The sequence below is a fragment of the Stenotrophomonas sp. YJH_SMC_10 genome (assembly GCF_059371555.1).
On the sequence record NZ_JCAFUS010000002.1, the window covers coordinates 302,390 to 323,120 of the forward strand.

19 protein-coding genes are annotated in these 20,731 nt (G+C 67.0%); 6 read left to right on the forward strand and 13 right to left on the reverse strand.

The features are described 5' to 3' along the window. Positions 1-26 precede the first annotated feature (26 nt). Positions 27-806, forward strand: coding sequence for a DUF4349 domain-containing protein (locus AC5P9C_RS04720; protein WP_049441426.1), 780 nt, complete (start codon positions 27-29; stop codon positions 804-806). Between the two features lie 31 nt (positions 807-837). On the opposite strand, the gene AC5P9C_RS04725 is transcribed toward AC5P9C_RS04720, so the two are convergent. Together AC5P9C_RS04725 and AC5P9C_RS04730 are read right to left on the reverse strand one after the other, a co-directional pair. Continuing rightward, the gene (locus AC5P9C_RS04725; RefSeq protein ID WP_005415831.1) at positions 838-1,131 is read right to left on the reverse strand and encodes a hypothetical protein; all 294 of its coding nucleotides are present in this window, start codon (positions 1,129-1,131) and stop codon (positions 838-840) included. A gap of 68 nt (positions 1,132-1,199) precedes the next feature. Further along, a complete protein-coding gene (locus tag AC5P9C_RS04730; RefSeq protein ID WP_401736414.1) occupies positions 1,200-2,144 on the reverse strand; it encodes a LysR substrate-binding domain-containing protein in 945 nt (314 codons plus the stop codon). 115 nt (positions 2,145-2,259) lie between these two features. Between AC5P9C_RS04730 and AC5P9C_RS04735 the strand changes: the two genes are divergently transcribed. Beyond that, positions 2,260-3,132: a DMT family transporter gene (locus AC5P9C_RS04735; protein ID WP_053506845.1), complete on the forward strand. Its 873-nt coding sequence runs from the start codon at positions 2,260-2,262 to the stop codon at positions 3,130-3,132. A 594-nt stretch (positions 3,133-3,726) separates the two neighbouring features. On the opposite strand, the gene AC5P9C_RS04740 is transcribed toward AC5P9C_RS04735, so the two are convergent. Beyond that, the gene (locus AC5P9C_RS04740) at positions 3,727-4,629 is read right to left on the reverse strand and encodes a peptidylprolyl isomerase (protein ID WP_343542454.1); all 903 of its coding nucleotides are present in this window, start codon (positions 4,627-4,629) and stop codon (positions 3,727-3,729) included. Positions 4,630-4,765: 136 nt separating this feature from the next. Here AC5P9C_RS04740 and AC5P9C_RS04745 point away from each other — a divergent pair, with 136 nt between their 5' ends. Both AC5P9C_RS04745 and AC5P9C_RS04750 read left to right on the forward strand, forming a co-directional pair. After that, complete coding sequence (locus tag AC5P9C_RS04745) at positions 4,766-5,131, forward strand: PadR family transcriptional regulator (protein WP_004150914.1); 366 nt, start codon at positions 4,766-4,768, stop codon at positions 5,129-5,131. After that, the gene (locus tag AC5P9C_RS04750; protein WP_154330325.1) at positions 5,128-6,117 is read left to right on the forward strand and encodes a sensor domain-containing protein; all 990 of its coding nucleotides are present in this window, start codon (positions 5,128-5,130) and stop codon (positions 6,115-6,117) included. Before AC5P9C_RS04745 ends, AC5P9C_RS04750 begins: the two co-directional genes overlap by 4 nt. A gap of 109 nt (positions 6,118-6,226) precedes the next feature. Here AC5P9C_RS04750 and AC5P9C_RS04755 read toward each other — a convergent pair whose 3' ends face one another. After that, the gene (locus AC5P9C_RS04755; protein ID WP_343542457.1) at positions 6,227-7,534 is read right to left on the reverse strand and encodes a polyhydroxyalkanoate depolymerase; all 1,308 of its coding nucleotides are present in this window, start codon (positions 7,532-7,534) and stop codon (positions 6,227-6,229) included. Between the two features lie 93 nt (positions 7,535-7,627). Next, a complete protein-coding gene (locus tag AC5P9C_RS04760) occupies positions 7,628-8,218 on the reverse strand; it encodes a class I SAM-dependent DNA methyltransferase (protein ID WP_057493532.1) in 591 nt (196 codons plus the stop codon). Positions 8,219-8,367: 149 nt separating this feature from the next. Here AC5P9C_RS04760 and AC5P9C_RS04765 point away from each other — a divergent pair, with 149 nt between their 5' ends. Further along, positions 8,368-8,823 carry a CopD family protein gene (locus AC5P9C_RS04765; protein WP_049464381.1) on the forward strand — a complete coding sequence of 152 codons (456 nt, stop codon included), beginning with the start codon at positions 8,368-8,370 and terminating at the stop codon, positions 8,821-8,823. A gap of 139 nt (positions 8,824-8,962) precedes the next feature. Here the strand turns inward: AC5P9C_RS04765 and AC5P9C_RS04770 are convergent, their stop codons facing one another. From AC5P9C_RS04770 to lpxD, 8 genes are all read right to left on the reverse strand, one after another. After that, a complete protein-coding gene (locus AC5P9C_RS04770) occupies positions 8,963-9,922 on the reverse strand; it encodes an acetyl-CoA carboxylase carboxyltransferase subunit alpha (RefSeq protein ID WP_049464383.1) in 960 nt (319 codons plus the stop codon). Between the two features lie 113 nt (positions 9,923-10,035). After that, entirely contained in the window at positions 10,036-10,905 is an 870-nt protein-coding gene (locus AC5P9C_RS04775; RefSeq protein ID WP_049464385.1) for a hypothetical protein, read from the reverse strand. 55 nt (positions 10,906-10,960) lie between these two features. Continuing rightward, the gene (gene dnaE, locus AC5P9C_RS04780) at positions 10,961-14,551 is read right to left on the reverse strand and encodes a DNA polymerase III subunit alpha (RefSeq protein WP_049464387.1); all 3,591 of its coding nucleotides are present in this window, start codon (positions 14,549-14,551) and stop codon (positions 10,961-10,963) included. 273 nt (positions 14,552-14,824) lie between these two features. Next, a complete protein-coding gene (rnhB, locus tag AC5P9C_RS04785) occupies positions 14,825-15,484 on the reverse strand; it encodes a ribonuclease HII (protein WP_053462548.1) in 660 nt (219 codons plus the stop codon). Then, positions 15,481-16,683 (reverse strand): lipid-A-disaccharide synthase, encoded by a 1,203-nt coding sequence (lpxB, locus tag AC5P9C_RS04790; protein WP_049464408.1) that lies wholly within the window; start codon positions 16,681-16,683, stop codon positions 15,481-15,483. The genes rnhB and lpxB overlap by 4 nt, the downstream gene beginning before the upstream one ends. A 53-nt stretch (positions 16,684-16,736) precedes the next feature. Next, positions 16,737-17,528 carry an acyl-ACP--UDP-N-acetylglucosamine O-acyltransferase gene (gene lpxA, locus AC5P9C_RS04795; protein WP_057493530.1) on the reverse strand — a complete coding sequence of 264 codons (792 nt, stop codon included), beginning with the start codon at positions 17,526-17,528 and terminating at the stop codon, positions 16,737-16,739. A 16-nt stretch (positions 17,529-17,544) separates the two neighbouring features. Further along, positions 17,545-18,003 carry a 3-hydroxyacyl-ACP dehydratase FabZ gene (gene fabZ, locus AC5P9C_RS04800; RefSeq protein ID WP_005415845.1) on the reverse strand — a complete coding sequence of 153 codons (459 nt, stop codon included), beginning with the start codon at positions 18,001-18,003 and terminating at the stop codon, positions 17,545-17,547. Beyond that, a complete protein-coding gene (gene lpxD / locus AC5P9C_RS04805) occupies positions 18,000-19,022 on the reverse strand; it encodes a UDP-3-O-(3-hydroxymyristoyl)glucosamine N-acyltransferase (RefSeq protein ID WP_053506636.1) in 1,023 nt (340 codons plus the stop codon). Before lpxD ends, fabZ begins: the two co-directional genes overlap by 4 nt. 777 nt (positions 19,023-19,799) lie before the next feature. On the opposite strand from lpxD, the gene AC5P9C_RS04810 reads away from it, so the two are divergent. Next, complete coding sequence (locus tag AC5P9C_RS04810; RefSeq protein ID WP_149902016.1) at positions 19,800-20,342, forward strand: hypothetical protein; 543 nt, start codon at positions 19,800-19,802, stop codon at positions 20,340-20,342. Positions 20,343-20,731 lie beyond the last annotated feature (389 nt).

Below are 20,731 nucleotides of genomic sequence, written 5' to 3' on the forward strand. Positions count from 1 at the left end.
CGCGCGCCTGGACGCGGAGTCTGGCGATGCCGGTGGTGCTGCTGGCATTGGCGGGCTGCGCCAAGCAGGGCGACATGGCCGCCGATGCGGGCGCCCCGGCCGCCGAAGCGGCGGTCGCGTCGCCGGAAGGTGCGTTCCTGGCCTATGAACATGACGTGCAGGTGCAGCTGGAGGCGGCGAAGATCGCACCGCGCATCCAGCAGATCGCCCAGGCCTGCCAGAGCGCGAAGTTCGGCGACTGCGCGGTATTGCAGGTCGACCAGCGCAGTGGCGAGCAACCCAGCGGGGAGGTCAAGGTGCGCATCGCGCCGAAGGGCGCCGAGCCGCTGATCGCGATGGCCGGTGAGGGCGGCACGCTGCAGTCGCGCACCACCCGCGCCGAGGATCTGGCACAGGCCGTGGCGGACACGGCGCTGACCAAGGCGCGGCTGGAGAAGGAACACGCCCGTCTGCTGTCCTACCAGGACCGCAAGGACCTGAAGATCGAAGACCTGATGGCGATCACCACGCGCCTGTCGGAAATCGAGGCCGGCGTCGAGCAGGCCAACAAGGACGCCGCGCAGCAGCGTCGTCGCATCGATACCCAGCTGGTGACGCTGCACTTCGAGACCACCTCTGGCCAGCGCAGCCGCAGCGAGATCGGCGAGGCGCTGAGCGAATCGGGCGGCATCCTCGGCAGCAGCATCGCGTTCCTGATCCGCGCGGTGGCGGCCCTGCTGCCGGTGGGCGTGCTGGCCCTGGTCGTGGCCTGGGGGGCCCGCGCGTGGTGGCGTCGCCGCCGCCGCACGCTGCCGCCCAACGTCTGAGGTCAAGGCTGATGCCGGCAGCCGGCCGGCATCAGCCCTCGTCGGTCTCGTACTCGACGAACACATCCAGCTCCAGCGCCAGCTCCTGCACAGCGTCGCGTACCTTCTGCGCGGTGCTTTCATTGCCGACTTCCACTTCCAGCTCATGGATGCCGGGGCCGATGTCGTCGGACAGCCCGGCCGAACTGGAATCGTCGTCGTCCATGTGTGGCATCAGGTCGTCGGTTTCCTCGACATGTTCGATGCCGTCCAGGCCGAGCAGCAGGTCACTGATGGCACGGGCGTCGTCTTCGGTTCCGGTGATGCGCAGTCGTAGCATGGCCATGGCGTAGGTAGGTTGTGGAGGTGCACGCAGCCTAGCCAGCATCGGGCAAAGAACGGGTGAGGGCGAAGTCAGGCAAGCGTGGCCGGGCGGCCGAGCAGGCTTTCCGGCAACGCCGGAACCGGCGTGCGCTCGTGCTGCGCCTGTTCCAGCAACCAGTCGATGAACAGGCGTGCGGCGGGGCTGGGAGGCTGTCCCTCGGCGTGCACCACGTGATACGCGTAGCGCGCCTTCAGTGCGGGGCCGGGCAGGCGCACCACCTCGTAACGCTGCAGGTAGGGCTGGGCGATATGGGTGCGCGCCAGCACCGCGCCCATGCCATACACCGCCGCACGCATCGCATCGGTGCTGTCGGCGAAGGTGTGCATCGGTGGCAGCGGCGACGGGGGGCGCACGCCGGCGTGGCGGAACCAGTCGCGCCAGCCCTGCGGTGACAGGTCGGTGAGCAGCGGCAGGTCGGCGATGCGCGCCGGATCGAGCAGCGTTTCGACCCCGGCCAGCGCCGGTGAGGCCACCGGGAACAGGTAGTCATCCATCAGGTGCTGCGCACGCAGGCCCGGCCATTGGCCCAGCCCGTAGCGGATGCCGACTTCCGGTCCGTTGTCGTCGTAGCGATCCAGGCCGCTGCCGGTGTGCAGCTCGATGCGGATATGCGGATAGGCCTGCGTGAAGCGCGGCAGCCGGGGCAGCAACCAGCAGTAGGAGAGCGAGCGCAGCGTGGTGATCCGCAGCGGCACGCTGTCGGCATCCGGATGCAGGTGGTGGGCCACCGCCGCAACGTCGGTGAAGGCCGCGCTGGCGGCATCGGCCAGCTGCCGGCCCTCGGCGGTCAGGCGCACGCCGCGGGCGTGGCGCAGGAACAACCGGGTCTCCAGCACCTCCTCCAGGCGGCGCACGTGATGGCTGACCGCGCTGGCGGTCAGGTGCAGCTCCTGCGCGGCCTGGGCGAAGTTCTGGTGGCGCGCGGCGACCGCGAACACGGCCAGTGCGGGGAGCAGGGAAGGGCGTAGCTGCATGTCCAGCCTCAAACCATACTTGTGGCTGGCAGCGATACTACGCGCTTGTGCGGCGGGCGTCTGCGCCTGATCCTGTACGCCTTGACCAGGAACAGACGATGGACGGAGGCAGGGCATGAATGCGGTCCCACAGGCAGCAGAGCGCGACTGGCGCACGCCGCTGGAGTTGACCCTGCTGGGCGCCATCTGGGGCTGCTCGTTCCTGTTCATGCGGGTGGCGGTGCCCTCGTTCGGCCCGTTCGCGCTGGTCGAGCTTCGGCTGGTGCTGGGTGCGCTGGTGCTGCTGCCGTTCCTGTGGCGCGCCCGCGCACAGTTCCCGCCACGGCGCTGGCTGTGGCTGGCACCGATCGGCCTGATCAACTCGGCGCTGCCGTTCGTGCTGTTCGCCTACGCGGCCGAGCAGGCACCGGCCGCGATCGGTGCGATCTGCAATGCGATGACCGTGCTGTTCGCCGCGCTGATCGCGTTCCTGTTCTTCGGTGAAAAGATCGGCATGCGCCGTGCGGGCGCGCTGCTGGTCGGCTTCGCCGGCGTGGTGGTACTGGCCACGGCCAAGGTCTCGGGCCTGAGCATCGGCACTGCAGTGCTGGCCGGTGCGGCGGCCTCGCTGCTGTACGGCCTGGGCGTGAACCTGGTGAAGCGGCACATGACCGGCCTGCCGTCGGCCGCGGCCGCTGCGGCGACGCTGTCGTGTGCATCGCTGTGGATGCTGCCGATGGCGGTGACCCACTGGCCGCAGGCGGCGATTCCACTGAAGGCCTGGGGCGCAGCGATCGCACTGGGCGTCGCCTGTACCGGCCTGGCGTTCCTGATGTTCTACCGCCTGATCGGCCGCATCGGCCCGTCGCGTGCGTCGACGGTGACCTACCTGATTCCGCTGTTCGGCGCGGCGTTTGCGTGGTTGTTCCTGGGCGAGCCGGTGACGCTGCAGATGCTGATTGCGGGCGCGTTGATTCTGGGGAGCGTGGCGGTGAGTCAGAAGGGCTGAGGTGTTTTGCACGTGGCGCGTGCTGAAGGTGCTTCACTGTTCATGGGCGTCACTTTTCTTTTCGCGCGAAAAGAAAAGTAACCAAAAGAAACGCGCCGCCAGGTCGCGAGCCGCCGTGCTTCGCACGTCGGTCCCCTGCGCTTCTCGGTGAATCCGGGGACGGTGTGGACAAGGCAGCCGACTAGCAGTCGGCTCTACAGCACATCCGCACCTCTTCGCCCCTGATTCCCCTGCGATGCTCGGCTCACTCAAGGCGGACCCAAGGTCAAGAGCCACAGCTGCACGACGATGCTTGGTAGTGCCGGGCTGGGCCCGGCGAGCGAAGCGACCGCTTCTGCCTTTGATCTTGGATCCGCCTTGAGCGAGCCGAGCACCGCAGGTCCGGCGAGGGCGAAGAGGCGCGGGTGTCTGAGCGCAGCGAGTTCCCGCGCCGTCCCTCGGCGGGCCGAGGAGCACAGGGCACCGATGCGCAGCATCGGCTCGCGGCTGGCGGAACGTTTCTTTTGGTTACTTTTCTTTGCGTACAAAGAAAAGTAACGCCCATGAACCGTGAAGCACCTTCAGCACGCGCCGCGCGCAGAACCCGCGACGGCGTTACTTCACCGGCACCGGAATATTGCACAGATCGATATGCCCGGCCGGACGCTTGTAGAAATCATCCACGCGATTGCGCCGCGCCTCCACCGTATCGGCGAAGGTCTTCGAGTCGGTACGCAGTACCTGGATCGGCGTGCGCTCGGCCGCCGGCACGTCGCTGGCGCGGCGGATCGATACGATCGGCGTACGCAGCGTCGGGTCGGTGTAGAAGCCCATCGGCGCCGGCCCACGCGGCGTCGCGCTGAGCAGCTCCATGCCCTTCAGCACGCGACCCACCAGGGTGATGTTGCGGTCCAGCTGGCGCGGCGACTGCCCGGTCACCACGTACAGTTCGGCGCCGATGCTGCTGTCCTCTTCGTTGCTGCGGCCCGCGCCCAGCATGCCGTAGCAGTGCGCCAGCCAGGCCTTGCCGGCCTGCGGGTCCTGGCCGACCGGGAAGCCGTCGACGAAACCGGTCTGCGCGGCCCAGCCATCACGGTCCGGCAGCACGCTGACCTTCAGGCCGGCGCTGGCGCGCTCGAACTCGGCCGGCAGCTTGCGTGCGGCACTGCCGAACGGCTTGGCCTTGGCTGCGTCATCGGCGTCGGCATCGCCGAACTGCACCACGAAGTTGTCCTGCGAACGGTAGATGCTGGTGCCGTCCCAGAAATGCTCGTGGGCGAAGGTCTGGATGTTGGCGACATGGCGCGGGGCGAACTGCGGTGCCAGCTCGATGATGACCCGACCGGCCGGCAGGTCCATGTACAGCAGGTTGGCCGGTTCCGGGGTGCGCCAGTCGCTGGCCGCCGAGGCGTCGAGGATCTGCTGCGGGCTGCGGTAGGGCGTGGCCGCGCTGGCGAGGGCGGGCAGCAGGCAGGACAGGGCGAGGGCGGTCAGGGCAAGGCAACGGCGGTGCGGCATGGGAACCCCGGAACATGAACGAGGCTTCGATTCTGCGCGAGCCGTGCAGTCGCGCCAACCGGCAGAGTGACTAACGACACATTCGCTATACCGAACTTCGCACTACTGTGGACTTCAACGTAGTGGAGGGCCGGTCATGTCCGAGGACGATGTCCACCTGAAGAAGTTCCAGAAGGAGCTCAGCGCCGGAACGGTGTCGCTGGCCCTGCTGGCGGTGCTGGCCCGGGCCGGGGAGCCGCTGTACGGCTACCTCATTGCCAAGGAGCTGGAGCGGGTGGGCGAGGGCGTACTGAGCGGCAAGCAGAGTGCGCTGTACCCGGTGCTGCGCAACCTGGAGGGCGCCGGCCTGCTGGAAAGCCACGTGGAGCCGTCCAGCAGCGGTCCGCCGCGCCGCTACTACCGCATCAATGAACGTGGCCGCGAGGTGCTGGCGCAGTGGCGCCAGGCCTGGCAGGCCACCCGCGATTCCGTCGATTCCGTGTTGGAGGGGGTACCGCAATGAACGACCCGAGCCTGGCAGGCCGCGCCCTGCCCACGACCATCCCGCAGTACCTGGCGCAGCTGCGCGCGGCGCTGGAAGGCGCCGACCCGGCGATGGTGCAGGACGCGCTGTATGACGCCGAGGAATACCTGCGCTCGGAGCTGGCGGCGCAGCCCGGCCGCAGCGAAGCCGAGGTCATCGCCGACGTGGCCGGCAGCTATGGCGCCCCGGACGAAGTGGCCGAGATCTACCGCGAGACCGAAGTGACGGTGAACCGCGCGCTGCGCACGCCGCGTGCGGACACCGCGCCGGTGCTGCGTGCGGCGGCCGAAGCCAGTGGCGTCGAGCCGGCCGCACCGCCGCCGGCACCGGTGCCGCGTTCGCTGCTGGCGCGCTTCTTCGGCGTGGTGGCCGATCCGCACACCTACGGCGCGCTGTTCTACATGCTGCTGTCGCTGGCCACGGGCATCTTCTTCTTCACCTGGGTGGTGACCGGCCTGTCGCTGTCGCTCGGCCTGCTGATCCTGATCGTCGGCATTCCGCTGACCGTGCTGTTCTTCGGCTCGGTGCGCGGGCTGGCGCTGCTGGAAGGCCGGCTGGTGGAAGCGTTGCTGGGCGAGCGCATGCCGCGCCGCCCGCGCTACACCGACCGCAGCCGCACCTGGCTGCAGCGCATCGGCGACATGTTCACCGACGGGCGCACCTGGCTGACCCTGCTGTACTTCGTGCTGATGCTGCCGCTGGGCATCATCTACTTCACCATCGCGGTGACGTTGCTCTCGCTGTCGCTGAGCCTGATCTGGGCGCCGGTCGCGGCGATCTTCAGTGGTGACATCCCGGGCGTGTACATCAACGACGTGAATGTACTGCCGATGGCGGCCTCGCCGCTGGTGGCGATCACGTTGGCCGCGGCCGGCGCGCTGCTGCTGGTGCTGACCCTGCACCTGGCCCGTGGCATCGGCAAGCTGCACGGGCTGATCGCCAAGAACCTGCTGGTGCGGTTGTAACAGGCCAGGGGTCAGAGCCCTGTTCGCAGAACAGGGCTCTGATCCCGGATCCCATCATGCTGGGGTCAGAGCCCTTTCCGTTGGAAAGGGATCCGACCCCTGCCGGGAATCAACCCGCTTTCCGGCGCAACGGGGTGACGTTGCTCTTCTTCTTCGTGGCCCTGGCTGCCGGTGCTTCGGCATGCGCGGCGAAGAAGTCGCGGACCTTCGGGTACACCACCTCGCGCCAGCGACGGCCGCTGAAGATGCCGTAGTGGCCGGCACCTTCGACGATGAAATGCTCACGCCGGTCCGCAGTGATGCCGGTGCACAGCGCCTGCGCCGCCTCGGTCTGGCCAAGGCCGGCGATGTCGTCCAGCTCGCCTTCGATGCTCAGCAGTGCGGTATCGCGGATTGCCGACGGATCGACCTTCTCGCCGTTCACCACCCACTCGCCACGCGGCAGCAGGAAGTCCTGGAACACCACGCGGATGGTGTCCAGGTAGTACTTGGCCGGCATGTCCAGCACCGCGTTGTACTCGTCGTAGAAACGACGGTGCGCGTCGGCGTCTTCCAGGTCGCCCTTGACCAGGTCGGTGTAGAAATCCCAGTGCGAGCTGAAGTGGCGGCTCGGGTTCATCGACAGGAAGCCGGCGTGCTGCAGGAAGCCCGGGTACACGCGACGACCGGCACCCGGATAGCTGGCCGGCACGGTGTGGATGACGTTGTTCTCGAACCACGACAGCGGGTTCTGCGTGGCCAGGTTGTTCACTGCGGTCGGGCTGCAGCGCGCATCGATCGGGCCACCCATCATCACCAGCGTGCGCGGCGTCGGTTCGCCACGGCTGGCCATCAGTGAAACCGCGGCCAGCACCGGTACGGTCGGCTGGCACACGCTCACCACGTGCAGGCGTTCGACGCCGAGGTGGCGGATGAACTCCTGGATGTAGGCGATGTAGTCATCCAACCCGAACTCGCCTTCGCTGGACGGCACCATGCGCGCGTCGACCCAGTCGGTGACGTACACGCGGTGGTCGCGCAGCAGCGTACGCACGGTATCGCGCAGCAGCGTGGCGTGGTGGCCCGACAGCGGCGCCACCACCAGCACGAACGGCTGGTTGAGCATGGTGTGCAGCTGGTCGGCTTCATTGCTGTGGCGCTTGAAGCGCAGCAGCTTGCAGAACGGCTTGCTCACTTCCTCGTGCACGACGATCGGCACGCGCTCGCCTTCGACCTCGATTTCGTTGATGCCCCACTCGGGCTTCTCGTAATCCTTGCCGATGCGATGGAACAGCTCGTTGACCGCCGCCAGGCGATCGGCACCGGGCATCTGCGACCACCAGTGGCCCGGGTTGGCGAAGAACTTGGCGTTGGCCTGGGCCTGGTGCACCCACGGGGCGAGCAGGTTGCGGGTCAGTTCGTGCAGTTGATAGAGCATGACGACCGAATATGTATGGTCATATGTTGCCGCGCAGCATATCCCATCCGGGTGTCCCGCAGGTTAAGTCGGCTGAAAATAATGAATCCGGATTCACATCCGTTCCAGCGCGGCCGCATCGCCTGCCAGGGCGGGGCCGAGCCAGCAGTGCGACCCTACCGGCTGCAGGCCCTGGCGGGTCAGCTCACGCCGGTACCAGCGCGCCGGGCGCGCCTGGAAGCCGTCGTGGTCGCCTTCGAACGCGTCCTCGGCGGCGAAGGTCTCCAGGAAGGCCACCCCGCCGGTCAGCTCGGCCAGGCCGGCCAGGCCGGCGCGCAGTTCACGGTTGGGCACGTAATGCATCACGTCCGAGCAGACCAGCAGGTCGACCGGTGCGCAGGGCCGCAGCCAGGCGAAATCGCCGAAGCGCGCCAGGTGCAGGTTGCGGGTCCTGCCGTAGCGGCGCACAGCGTACTCGCTGCTGTCGAAGCCGAGGTATTCGACCTTCGGACGCAGCTTCAGCAGCGGCGCGCGCCAGGCGCCTTCACCGCAGCCGATGTCCAGCACGCTGCGGATCGGCCGCTCCAGGTAGTACTCGGCGCTGGCCACGGCCAATGCGACCTTGCGCGCCAGGCGGGCGCTGCCGCCGATGTCGGCACGGCGGTACCAGCGTTGGAAGTAGGCGGCATCGTAGGTCTTGTCCATGGGGCGGTGCGCGATCGGGGAAAACGGCGCCTATCGTACGGTGTTGCGACGCGCCATGCGTCGATGTGTCGCGGCATGCGTGCCTGCGGCGGCTTCGCCACGGCATGCGAGAATGGCTGCCAACCTACGCCAGCCGCCGGAGCGAGCGCATGCAGAGCTACTACTGGGTCAAGACCTTCCACATCGTGTTCGTGGTGGCGTGGATGGCCACGGTGTTCTACCTGCCGCGCATCCTGGTCAACCTGGCTGAAACTGCGGGCCAGCCAGCGGTGACCGAGCGCCTGCAGCTGATGGGCCTGCGCCTGTACCGCTTCGGCCACTCGATGTTCGGGCTGGCGTTCCTGCTCGGCCTGGTGCTGTGGCTGGGCTACAAGGTCATCCCCGATTTCCCGACCATGGTCGCTCCGGGCGGCGCCGGCTGGCTGCACGCCAAGCTGGGCCTGGTGGTGCTGCTGCTGGTGTATTTCGGCTGGACCGGTCGCCTGCTCAAGGGCGTGGCCAAGGGCCGGGCGCTGCCGTCGTCGCGCGCGCTGCGCTGGATCAACGAGATCCCGCTGCTGGCGTTCATTCCCATCGTGTGGCTGGTGCTGGCCAAGCCGTTCTGAGGCGGGGTCACCTGCGCCCGGTAGATCGACGCCATGCGTGGATGCTGTCAGGGCGCAAACGAAGGAGCCGGGCAAATGCCCGGCTCTTTCATTTCTGCAATCACCTCGTGTTGCCGGCCAGCGGCCGGCACTACCGGGCTTAGGCTGCTTCGTACGTGCCGTAGCTGCGCAGGCGCGTGTAGCGCTGCTCCAGCAGCTGTTCGGTGGACAGCGCGTCCAGTGCGTCCAGTTCGTTCAGCAGCACCGCCTTCAGGCGCTTGGCCATCTGGGTCGGGTTGCGGTGGGCGCCACCGGTCGGCTCGCGCACGACCTTGTCGACCAGGCCCAGGCTCTTCAGGCGCGGCGCGGTCAGGCCCAGCTGCTCGGCCGCCTCCTTGGCCTTGCCGGCGTCCTTCCACAGGATCGAGGCGCAGCCTTCCGGGGTGATGGTCGAGTACACCGCATATTCCAGCATGACGGTGCGGTCGCCCACGCCCAACGCCAGTGCGCCGCCGGAGCCGCCTTCACCGATCACGGTGCAGATGATCGGCACCTTCAGCTCGGCCATCTCGATCAGGTTGCGCGCGATTGCTTCGGATTGGCCGCGCGATTCGGCGTCGATGCCCGGCCAGGCGCCCGCGGTGTCGATCAGGGTCAGCACCGGCAGGCCGAAGCGCTCGGCCATCTTCATCAGGCGCAGCGCCTTGCGGTAACCCTCCGGCTTGGGCATGCCGAAGTTGCGCTTGATCTTTTCCTTGGTGTCGCGGCCCTTCTGGTGGCCGATCACCATCACTGCGCGGCCATTGATGCGGGCCAGGCCGCCCATGATGGCCTTGTCGTCGGCGAAGGCGCGGTCACCGGCCAGCTCCTGGAACTCGTCGCAGATGATGCGGATGTAGTCGGCGGTGTACGGCCGCGACGGGTGGCGGGCCAGCTGCAGCACCTGCCACGAGGTCAGGTTGCGGAAGATCTGCGCGGTGCGCACGCGCAGCTTGTCCTGCAGCGCATGCACTTCCGCCTCGACATTGACCGCCGGCCCGGCGCTGGCGTTGCGCAGCTCCTGGATCTTGGCTTCCAGGTCGGCGATGGGTTGCTCGAAGTCGAGGTAGTTCGGATTCATCGGAAGCCGTCGTGTAAAGAAGGGGGCAATTCTAGCCGAATGCGTGCAAACCGCCCGTACGCCTTCGTCTGGAAGGCGACGGTAGCGCAGGCGGGCAGGGCGCGCCAGTCAGTTCAGGGCACCACCAGGGCGCTGCGGCCCATCAGCTGCCCGCGCTGGGAGACGAAGTCGTTGTAGGCCTCGTTGGCCTCCCGGCCGAGGTTGGCGCCGAGGGTCGCGGTGGCCGAGGTGAAGGCCATCTGCGCGTCGAAGTCCTGCTTGCGCAGGGCCTTCTGTTCATCGGCGGTGGTGGCCTTCAGCCAGCGCGCATAGACCTCGCGCAGCGGCGCGGCATGCGCCTCGAAGGCGGGGTCAAGGGCCGGCAGGCTGGCCGGGGCCGGCTCCAGGCTGAATGCCGGCGCGACGTAGCCGGCCGGCTGTTCGCGCTTGAACGCGCCGGGCTGGCCCATGCCTTCCTCGACGTAGGTGATGAAGTCCGGGGCGGTGAACACCTTTGCCACGATCTGGCCGCCGCTGGAATCGACATGGGCCACCACCTTTTCCTTCGGGAACGGCTCGCGCACGCCGTAGGTCCAGGTCTTGTCGATGAACAGGTCGTGGCGCTTCTCGAAGGGACCTTCGAAGTCGACGCCGCCCAGTTCGATGCCGGCCGTGCCGGTGCCGAAGTTCTTCAGCTTGCTCTCGTCGGTGACATAGACCTCGCGGGCGATCACGTACTCGCTCAGGGTCGGGTTGATCAGGCCGCCACGGCCGTCGACGTAGACGATGAAGCGCACATCACCCAGCTTTTCGGTATGCAGGCGATGCTCGCCGACAGCGAGCGAGACCGGGCGCGAACCGTGTGCGGCCACCGGCAGGTCCTGGCCGTCGATGCTCAGCGCCAGCGGCGTGTCGGTCGGGTTGTCGATCTGGAACTCGATCTTCGACGGGGAGCAGGCGGCCAGGGCCAGCGCGGCGGCGAACGGGAACAGCAGGGTCTTCATCGGCAATCGTCCTTGATACATGGAACGCGGAAACGGGAAAGCCACGGAGCCAGCCTCAGCTGGCCCAGGGGGGGCTGTAACGCACCTTCAGCGTGCGCACGGCAGGATCGGCGCGCAGCGCCTCCATCAGCTTGGAATCGATGCGCACCGCGCTCTGCCCGGACACATCAAGCATGCCGGCGACGCCGCCGTGCGGCCCCTTCAGCAGCAGGTCCAGGCGCAGTGGCGTGCGGCCGGGGCGATGGCGGTCGAGCAGCGCATCGATGCGCTCCCAGACCGGGCGCTGCTGGCGCAGGTCCAGCCGCAGCGACAACCGTGTGGCGTAGTTGGCGCAGACTTCGTCGAAGTCCCAGCACTGGCGGATGCGCAGCGCGAAGCCGCCGTTGAACTCGTCCTCGCGCAGGCCGCCCTTGACCACCAGGATGCGGTCCTTGGTCATCAGGTGGCCGAACTCGGCCATCGCGTCGGAGAACGCGCTGCACTCGACGCGGCCGCGGCCATCTTCCAGCTGGATGAAGATCTGGCTCTCGCCCTTGCGGCGCACGCCGACCACCTGGCCGGCCAGCACGGTCTGCACTTCCGGCCGCCAGCGCTTTTCGCCGCCCCCGCCGCCGCCGCTGTTGGCGCTCCAGATCTTCTCCACCGAACCCAGGTCGTTGCCGACCAGGTCGCGCACATCGTCGCGCCAGGGATCGAACGGGTGTCCGCTCAGGTAGAAGCCCAGCGTGTCGCGCTCGCCGTTCAGGCGCTGCAGCAGCGGCCATTCTTCGGCCTCGGGCAGGTCCAGCTGGATCGACACGGCGCTCGGGTCGGGACCGCCGAACAGCGAGTTCTGCCCGGAGGCACGTTCGCGCGCCATCTGGTCGGTGGCCTTGATCACTTCCGGCAGCTGCAGCATCAGCGAGGCCCGGTTGCGGCCGAGCTCGTCCAGCGCACCGCAGTTGATCATCGCTTCCAGGGTACGGCGATTGAGCTTGGCCGAACCAACGCGCGTGCAGAAGTCGAGCAGGTCCTTGAACGGGCCGCCCTTGAGTCGTTCCTCGACCACCGCTTCGCAGGCGCCCTGGCCGACGCCCTTGATCGCACCGAGGCCGTACTGGATGGTGTCCGGCGTCACCGCTTCGAACATGAAGGCCGACTGGTTCACCTTGGGCGGCAGTACGGTCAGGCCGAGGTTGCGCACTTCGTCGAGGAAGCCGACCACCTTGTCGGTGTTGTCCAGATCGGACGACAGCGTGGCCGCCATGAACTCGGCCGGGTAGTGGCGCTTCAGCCATGCGGTCTGGTAGCTGACCAGCGCGTAGGCGGCGGCGTGCGACTTGTTGAAGCCATAGCCGGCGAACTTCTCCATCAGGTCGAATATTTCGTCGGCCTTGGGGCCATCGACGCCGCCCTTGGCTGCACCTTCGCGGAAGATCTCGCGGTGCTTGGCCATTTCCGCCGGCACCTTCTTGCCCATCGCGCGGCGCAGCAGGTCGGCGCCGCCCAGCGAGTAGCCGCCGACGATCTGCGCCATCTGCATGACCTGCTCCTGGTACACCATGATGCCGTAGGTGTCCTTCAGGATGGCTTCGGTGCGCGGATCGGGATAGATGATCTCTTCCTGCCCGTGCTTGCGCGCGTTGAACGAAGGAATCAGGTCCATCGGTCCGGGGCGGTACAGCGACACCAGCGCGATCAGGTCTTCGAAGCGGTCGGGGCGCGCATCCTTCAGCAGGCGGCGCATGCCGGAGGACTCGAACTGGAACACCGCGCCGGTGTTGCCGTTGGCGAAGATGTCCTTGTAGGTGGGCGCATCGTCGAGCGGGATCGCGGCGATGTCGACCGGCGGGATGCCCGCGCGTTCGTGGCGCTTGTTGATCGCTTTCACTGCCCAGTCGATGATGGTCAGCGTGCGCAGGCCGAGGAAGTCGAACTTCACCAGGCCCACTTCTTCCACGTCGTTCTTGTCGAACTGGGTGACCGGGTTCTTGCCGAGCCCGTTCTCGTCATGTTCGGCGTACAGCGGGCAGAACTCGCTCAGTGGCTCGGGCCCGATCACCACGCCACCGGCATGCTTGCCGGCGTTGCGGGTCAGGTCTTCCAGCTGCAGCGCCAGGTCGATCAGGTCGCGGACATCGTCCTCGGTCTCGTAACGCTGGATCAGTTCGGCCGAGGCCATTTCCGAGCTGGGGCCTTCCTTGCCCTTGCCCAGCGCATCCTTGAGGTGGATGCCCAGGATGTTCGGAATCAGCTTGGAGACGCCGTCCACCAGGCCGTACGGGAAACCGAGCACGCGGCCGGAGTCGCGCACCACCGCCTTGGCGGCCATGGTGCCGTAGGTGATGATCTGGCTGACGCGTTCGCGCCCGTACTTGCGCGCGACGTAGTCGATCACCTCGTCGCGGCGGTCCATGCAGAAGTCGATGTCGAAGTCGGGCATCGACACGCGTTCGGGGTTCAGGAAGCGCTCGAACAGCAGGTTGTACGGCAGCGGATCCAGGTCGGTGATCTTCAGCGCCCATGCCACCAGCGAGCCGGCACCCGAACCACGGCCGGGGCCGATCGGAATGCCCTGGTTCTTGCCCCACTGGATGAAGTCGGCCACGATCAGGAAGTAGCCAGGGAAGCCCATCTTGATGATGGTGTCGAGCTCGAACTCCAGGCGCTCGAAGTAGTCTTCGCGGGTCTTGCCCGGCGCCAGCGGATTCTTCTCCAGGCGCTCTTCCAGGCCATCACGCGACATCTTCTGGATCCAGGTGTCCAGGGTCTCGTCGTCGGGCACCGGGTAGTTGGGCAGGAAGTAGGTGCCCAGCCGCATCTCGATGTTGCAGCGCTCGGCCAGCGCCAGCGTGTTGTCGATGGCATCGGGAATGTCGGCGAACAGCGCGCACATTTCTTCGGCCGACTTCAGGTACTGCTGGTCGCTGTACTCGCGCGGGCGCTTGGGATCGTCCAGCACGCGGCCGGTGGAAATGCACACGCGCGCTTCGTGCGCGCTGAAGTCGGACGGCGACAGGAAGCGTACGTCATTGCTGGCCACCACCGGCAGGCCACGCTGGCCGGCGGCCATCAGCGCGAACTGGTTGAAGGTCTCCTCGCCCTCGCGGCCGGTGCGGGTCAGCTCCAGGTGCAGGCCATCGCCGAACACGCGCTGCCAGTCGGCCAGCTGCTGCTCGGCCAGCTCATGCTTGCCGTCCAGCGCCAGGCGCCCGGCCAGGCTCTGGCGCCCGGCCAGCGCGAACAGGTTGGCGTTGCCGGCCTTCAGCCAGTCCGGGTGGATGGCCACCCCGCCTTCGGGGCGATGGCCTTCCATCCAGGCGCGGGTCAGCAGCCGCGACAGGCTCAGGTAACCCTCGCGATCGCGGCACAGCAGGGTCATCCGCCATGGGTCTTGGCCTTCCTCGGCGATCAGCACGTCGGCACCGGCGATCGGCTTGATGCCGACGCCTTCGGCGGCCTTGTAGAACTTGACCAGGGCGAACAGGTTGTTGAGGTCGGTCACCGCCAGCGCGGGCAGGCCGAGTTCGACCGAGCGCGACAGCAGGTTGGCCTGCTTGGCCTTCTTCGGGTCCGCCTGGTCCGGCTTGGCCGGCACGCGGATGGTCGAGTCCGCCAGCGAGAACTCGGTGTGGACGTGGAGATGTACGAAGCGGGAGTTGGACATGCCGGACCAGGTTGGAGCGCGCGGGCCCCGGGTGCTGACGGAGGTTCGTCGCCGGGGTCGGAAGCGCTGGAGTGCCCGGTCAGGGTAGCGAGGGCAGGGGGTGGCGACAAGCTCTTGACGGCACGCGATATCGCATTCGCGCTATCGCTTGCCACGGTTCGCAGGCGAGCCGCGGGCCCTGTCCTGCCGTGCTTCCACACCCCCGCGTCGCTGGTGTGTCCCCCCGGCTCGGGGGCACGCCTCACCGCACGGCTTGTCGCTGTCGGCGGCCGTTCATGCGATCGCGGGGGCGCGGGTGGTGTCCAGGCACTCACGTACCGGGGCGAAGCTGCGCCGATGCTCCATGCAGGGGCCGTGTTCACGCAGGGCGGCCAGGTGGGCCGGCGTGCCATAGCCCTTGTGCTGCTCGAAGCCGTACTGCGGGTGGCGGGCGTGGACGTCCTGCATGTAACGGTCGCGCGAGACCTTGGCCAGGATCGACGCCGCCATGATTGCGCGGTCGATGCCGTCGCCACCGATCAGCGCCTGGGCCGGCAGCACCAGGCCCTTGGGCACCACGTTGCCGTCGATGCGGGCGAAGCCGGCCACGTGGGCGACCGCTGCCACCACCTCGCGCATGCCCTGCAGGGTGGCCTGGTAGATGTTCAGGCGGTCGATGGTGTCCACGTCCACCAGCACCACGTGCCAGGCCAGCGCACGCTCGATGATGCGGTCATGCAGCTGTTCGCGGCGTGCCGCCGTCAGCTGCTTGGAGTCGTCGAGGCCGTTGATGCGTGGCCGCGACGGGTCGAACACCACCGCCGCCACTGCCACCGGCCCGGCCAGCGGGCCACGGCCGGCCTCGTCGACGCCGGCCACCAGGCGCTCCGGCTCGACCACGGCCACACCGTCGAACAGGGTCAGGCTGGCTGCGGCGGCGTGACGGCGGCTCATGGCTGTGCCTGGTCGCGCATCAGCAGTTCGCCGACGGCGTCGGCGGCACGCGCCGAGGCGTTGCGGCGCAGGCGTTCGTGCAGGCGCACGTAGGTATCCTGCAGATCGGTCACCCGCTGCGGGTGGTCAAACCACTGCTGGATGGCCGCGGCCAGCCGGTCCGGCGTGCAGTCGTGCTGCATCAGTTCCGGCGCCAGGTCCTGGCCGGCCAGGATGTTGGGCAGGGCAAAGCGGTCGACCTTGATCAGCCCAAGCGCCTTCACCAGGCGATAGGTCAGCTCGTTGACGCGGTACCCGACCACCATCGGCCGCTTCACCAGCATCGCTTCCAGGGTCGCGGTGCCCGACGCCAGCACCACCACGTCAGCGGCGATCATCGCGTTGCGTGCCTGGCCATCCAGTACATGCGAGTAGGCCACCGGCAACGCCGAGCGCGACAGCTGTTCTTCAATCAGCTGCCTGCAGGCCGGATTGGCGGCAGGCACCACCACGTGCAGGCCGGGAATGCGCTCGGAAACCTGCCAGGCCGCTTCGAAGAACGGCTCGCCCAGGCGCGAGATCTCGCCCAGGCGGCTGCCCGGCAGCACGGCGAGCACCTTGGCCGAGGTCGGCAAGCCGAGCGCGGCACGCGCTTCCTCGCGGTTGCCCTGCAGCGGAATGTCATCGGCCATCGGGTGGCCGACGAAGCGCGCGTCGATGCCGTGCCTGGCATAGATCGGCGGCTCCATCGGGAACAGGCACAGCACCAGGTCGGCGCTGCTGCCGATCTTCTCGGCGCGCTTCTCGCGCCAGGCCCAGACCGAGGGGCTGACGTAATGCACGGTGCGCACGCCGCGCTGCTTCAGCCAGCGCTCGATGCCCAGGTTGAAGTCGGGTGCGTCGATGCCGATGAACACGTCCGGCTGCCAGTCCAGCGCACGCTGGCGGAACGCCGAGCGCAGCTTCAGCAGGCGCGGCAGGTGGCGCAGCACTTCGGTCAGCCCCATCACCGCCAGTTCGCTGGCATCGTGCCAGGTCTGGCAGCCAGCGCTGCGCATGGCGTCGCCGCCGATGCCGGCGAACTCGGCATTCGGGAAGCGCGCCTTCAATTCGCGCACCAGGCCTGCGCCGAGCAGGTCGCCGGAGGCTTCACCGGCAACCAGCGCGATCCGCAACGGGCGCTCGCTGAGCACCCGCTGCGCAGGAACGCTGCCGGCCATCGAGGCCAGCGGGATCACCGCGGCGCCGGCCGGCGCCTGGCCGGTCGCGCTGCTCATCGCAGCAGGGGCCTCTCGGCGTGCTCGATGAAGTCCAGCATCGCCTTCACGTCGTCGCTGTCACGTGCCTGTTCGGTCAGCTGCACCTTGGCCTCGGCCAGCGGCAGGCCTGCCACGTACAGCGTGCGGTAGGCACGCTTGATGGCCGAAATGCGCTCGGCGTCGAAGCCGCGGCGCTTCAGGCCTTCGCTGTTGATGCCGCGCGGGCGGCCCAGCGAATCGGTGCCGACCATGGTGAACGGCGGAACGTCGCCATTGGTCAGTGCGCCCATGCCGAGGAAGGCGTGCGCGCCGATGCGGCAGAACTGGTGGGCTCCGGCGAAGCCGCTGATGATCACGTAGTCGCCCACGGTCACGTGGCCGGCCAGGGTGGTGTTGTTGGAGAACACGCAGAAATTGCCGACATGGCAGTCGTGTGCCACGTGCGTGTAGGCCAGCATCCAGTTGTCGTTGCCGATGGTGGTGATGCCACCGCCGCCGCCGGTGCCGCGGTTGAGCGTGACGAACTCGCGGAACACGTTGCGGTCGCCGATCACCAGTTCGGTGCGCTCGCCGCCGAACTTCTTGTCCTGCGGCTCGCCACCGATCGCGGCGTGGCCGACGAAGCGGTTGTCGCGGCCGATCCGGGTCGGGCCGTGGATGCTGCAATGGGGGCCCACCACCGTGCCGGCACCGATTTCAACGTCGGGGCCGATCAGGGTGAAGGCGCCCACCTGGACATCGTCAGCCAGGCGTGCGGCCGGGTCGATGACGGCGGTGGGGTGGATCCGCGGTGCGTTGTCAGTCATTGCTGCCTCCAGTGGATCAGCCCTTGGCGCCGGCGCACATGACCTCGGCCGAGGCAACGACTTCGCCGTTGACCTTGGCTTCGCCGTAGTACCAGCCCATGTTGCGGATCAGGCGCTTCATCTGCACGTCCAGCATCAGCACGTCGCCGGGCACGACCTGCTTGTTGAAGCGGGCGTTTTCCACCTTGACCATGTAGAACAGCTTGGACTGCGCATCGCGGCCGAGCGTGAGCTGGGTCATGACGCCGCCGGCCTGCGCCAGCGCTTCGATGATCAGCACGCCGGGCATGATCGGGCGGCCCGGGAAGTGCCCCTGGAAGAACGGCTCGTTGATGCTGACGTTCTTCTGCGCCAGGATCCGCTTGGCCTCGACGTCGAGTTCAAGCACCCGGTCCACCAGCAGGAACGGATAGCGGTGCGGAAGCAGTTCCTGGATCTGGCAGACGTCGATCGGAAGCTGCAGCGAATCGTTCATTCTTTCTCCTTGCCAGCAGCCAGGACACGGCGAGCCAGTGCGTCGAGCTGCTTGAAGCGCGCGGCGTTCTTGCGCCACGTGCGGTTGTCGGTCAGTGGGGTGCCGGACGAGTACTCGCCCGGCTCGGTGATGGAGTTGCGGACCACCGACTTGCCGGTGATCACGACCTTGTCGCAGATCTCGAGGTGGCCGACCACGCCCACGGCGCCACCGAGCAGGCAGTAGCGGCCGATCTTGGCGCTGCCGGCGATGCCGGTGCAGCCGGCGATGGCCGAGTGCGCACCGATCTGCACGTTGTGGGCGATCTGCACCAGATTGTCCAGGCGCACATCCTCGGCGAGCACGGTGTCTTCCAGCGCGCCGCGGTCAACGCAGGTATTGGCGCCGATCTCGCAGTCATCGCCGATGCGCACGCCGCCCAGCTGCGGCACCTTGATCCATTTGCCGGCATCCATGGCCAGGCCGAAGCCATCGGCGCCGAGCACGGCGCCGGGATGGATGCGCACGCGCTTGCCCAGCCTGACCCGGGTGACCAGGGTGACGCGGGCGATCAGTTCGCAGCCGGTATCGAGGCTGCAGTCCTCGCCGATCACGCTGCCGGCACCGATGATGCAGTTCTCGCCGATGACGCTGCGCGCGCCGATGGTCACGAACGGGCCGATGTGGGCACTGGCAGCCACCCGTGCGTCCGGATCGATGACCGCACTGGGGTGGATGCCCGGCGGGCGGGTCGGCGCGATGTCGAACAGCGCGGCGATCTTGGCGAATGCGGTGTAGGGGTCCTTGGCCACGAGCGCGGCGCCGGGGGCGGCCTCGACATCGTCGGCACGCAGCACCACCAGCGAAGCCTGGCTGTCGGCCAGCTGGGCGCGGTAGCGCGGATTGGCGAGGAAGGTCAGCTGGCCAGGACCGGCGTGGGCGAGGGTGGCCACGCCATGGATGGCAGTGGCGGGGTCGCCATGGACCTGCAGGCCGAACTGCTCGGCGAGTTGCTGGGCGGTGTAGGTGGGAGTATTCACGGCGGGAGTTTAACGTGTGGCGCCATTTCGGTCATGCGGGGGGGGGCTTCGAGATGGTCTTTGTGCTGCCAGGGACTTGGGGGCTACCGGGCTACAACGGCCACGGCTCCCTGATAACCTGCCGGGAAGCGCCGGTCGCGAAGACAGGCGCTCTGACAACCATGTCCCATGGTTCTGCGCCTGTACTGCCCACGCTTCCTCCCATCGGCCCGCTACGGGTTGCCGGAGTGATCTCCCACGCCGAAGCGGGCCCCAACAGCCACTTCATTGACGACCGTACGGTGCCTTCGGCGACTCAACGAAGGTCCGGCAGTTCAAGATGGCTAGCCCAGAGTGCATCGTTGTCGGGCGACGCAAGCCGAAGTTTCGGGTTGGCGACGTACGCAAGCAACGAGCAGTTGCGTGCAGGACGCAACGCGCGCGGTGTTACAAGCTGAGCGCGGTCTCTCTGCCCCGGCTTTCCTCTTCAGGCGAAGCTGGATGCACTGATGGCCGGATCATTGAGTCCGCTACGCTTTGCACTGTTGAAAATGCACTGAGAACAGGAAAGGTCAATAGGGTAATCCAATTCCGGAATATCCATTGGCCTTCGGGATCCTGTGCAATTCACTTGAGCGGGAGTCGCCATTGGCCACAATTGCCCGGCTGGGTTGATTATTGAGTTAAATGCGTCATTGGTATTTCTGATAGTACAAACGCTGTCATGTTTTTCTGCGTATTTGCTTAAATAGCATGGATTGGGCGGGCGATGGGCTCGCAGAATGCATGAGGTGAAAGATGAGGCGTTTCGTAGCAGGTATTTTTTCCATGATTGTTGCGGGTTCAGTGACGGCCCTGGATGCGAATGTGCCATTGAAGGTGAGTAACCCGATTGCAACGGAGCAGTCCAGTCAGATGCCACCGGGCTTCAATCCGCGACTCATATTTAGAATGAAGCGTGATAAGACGGCGACTCATGTTACGCATCACTACTGGCCAGAAAACTGGGAGGATATTGGCTGGGAGCTTGAGGATGCGTTTGGGTATGTTTCTTCTACGCCGTTCGAAGGCGGTGTTCTCATTCGGAGTTGCGTTGGCCCGCATCCATGGAATTATTTCACGTCCGCCGATCCCGGGTGCGAGCCGGGGATTGGAGGTGTGATAATTCCCGGCGACTGGAACATCGGATATATCTCGGGAATTCAATATCCCGGCAGTGTTCCACTCTATCGTTGCTCGTTTTGGTGGGGCAAGAAAATGCGCCACTTCGATACCCTGAGGGCTGATTGTGAAGGAACCGGCGCTTTCCTGGATGGAACTCTAGGCTACGTGTTCAAGTGAAAGGGCGGCGCTCAGCTTTCTGGGCGCGGATTACGGGCTGGAACATCAGGCCCGGATTCTGAGTCATAGGGTGTTGGGCGCGTGGCAGCGGGAGGCGCCGCGAAATGGGAATGCCTGAGTACCAAAGCGGCGTGATAAGCAGCTGATGACGATCGCCAACAGCGATGTTGTTGCATGCTGTGGCCTCGATGACCAGTCGTGCCCTCAACAACGTGGCTTCGGGTGGCCCCCGTCGAGAAGTTGAGCACGGGCCGAGCATGGGCTCGGTTCTGCTGACGCGAAAACGCCGGGCAGAGCCCGGCGCTTCGCACCCCGTCTGGTGGAGAGCCCCCCTTTGTTAAGGGGGACGCGCCAACGGCGCGGGGGATAGGTGAAATGCGCGGGCAATT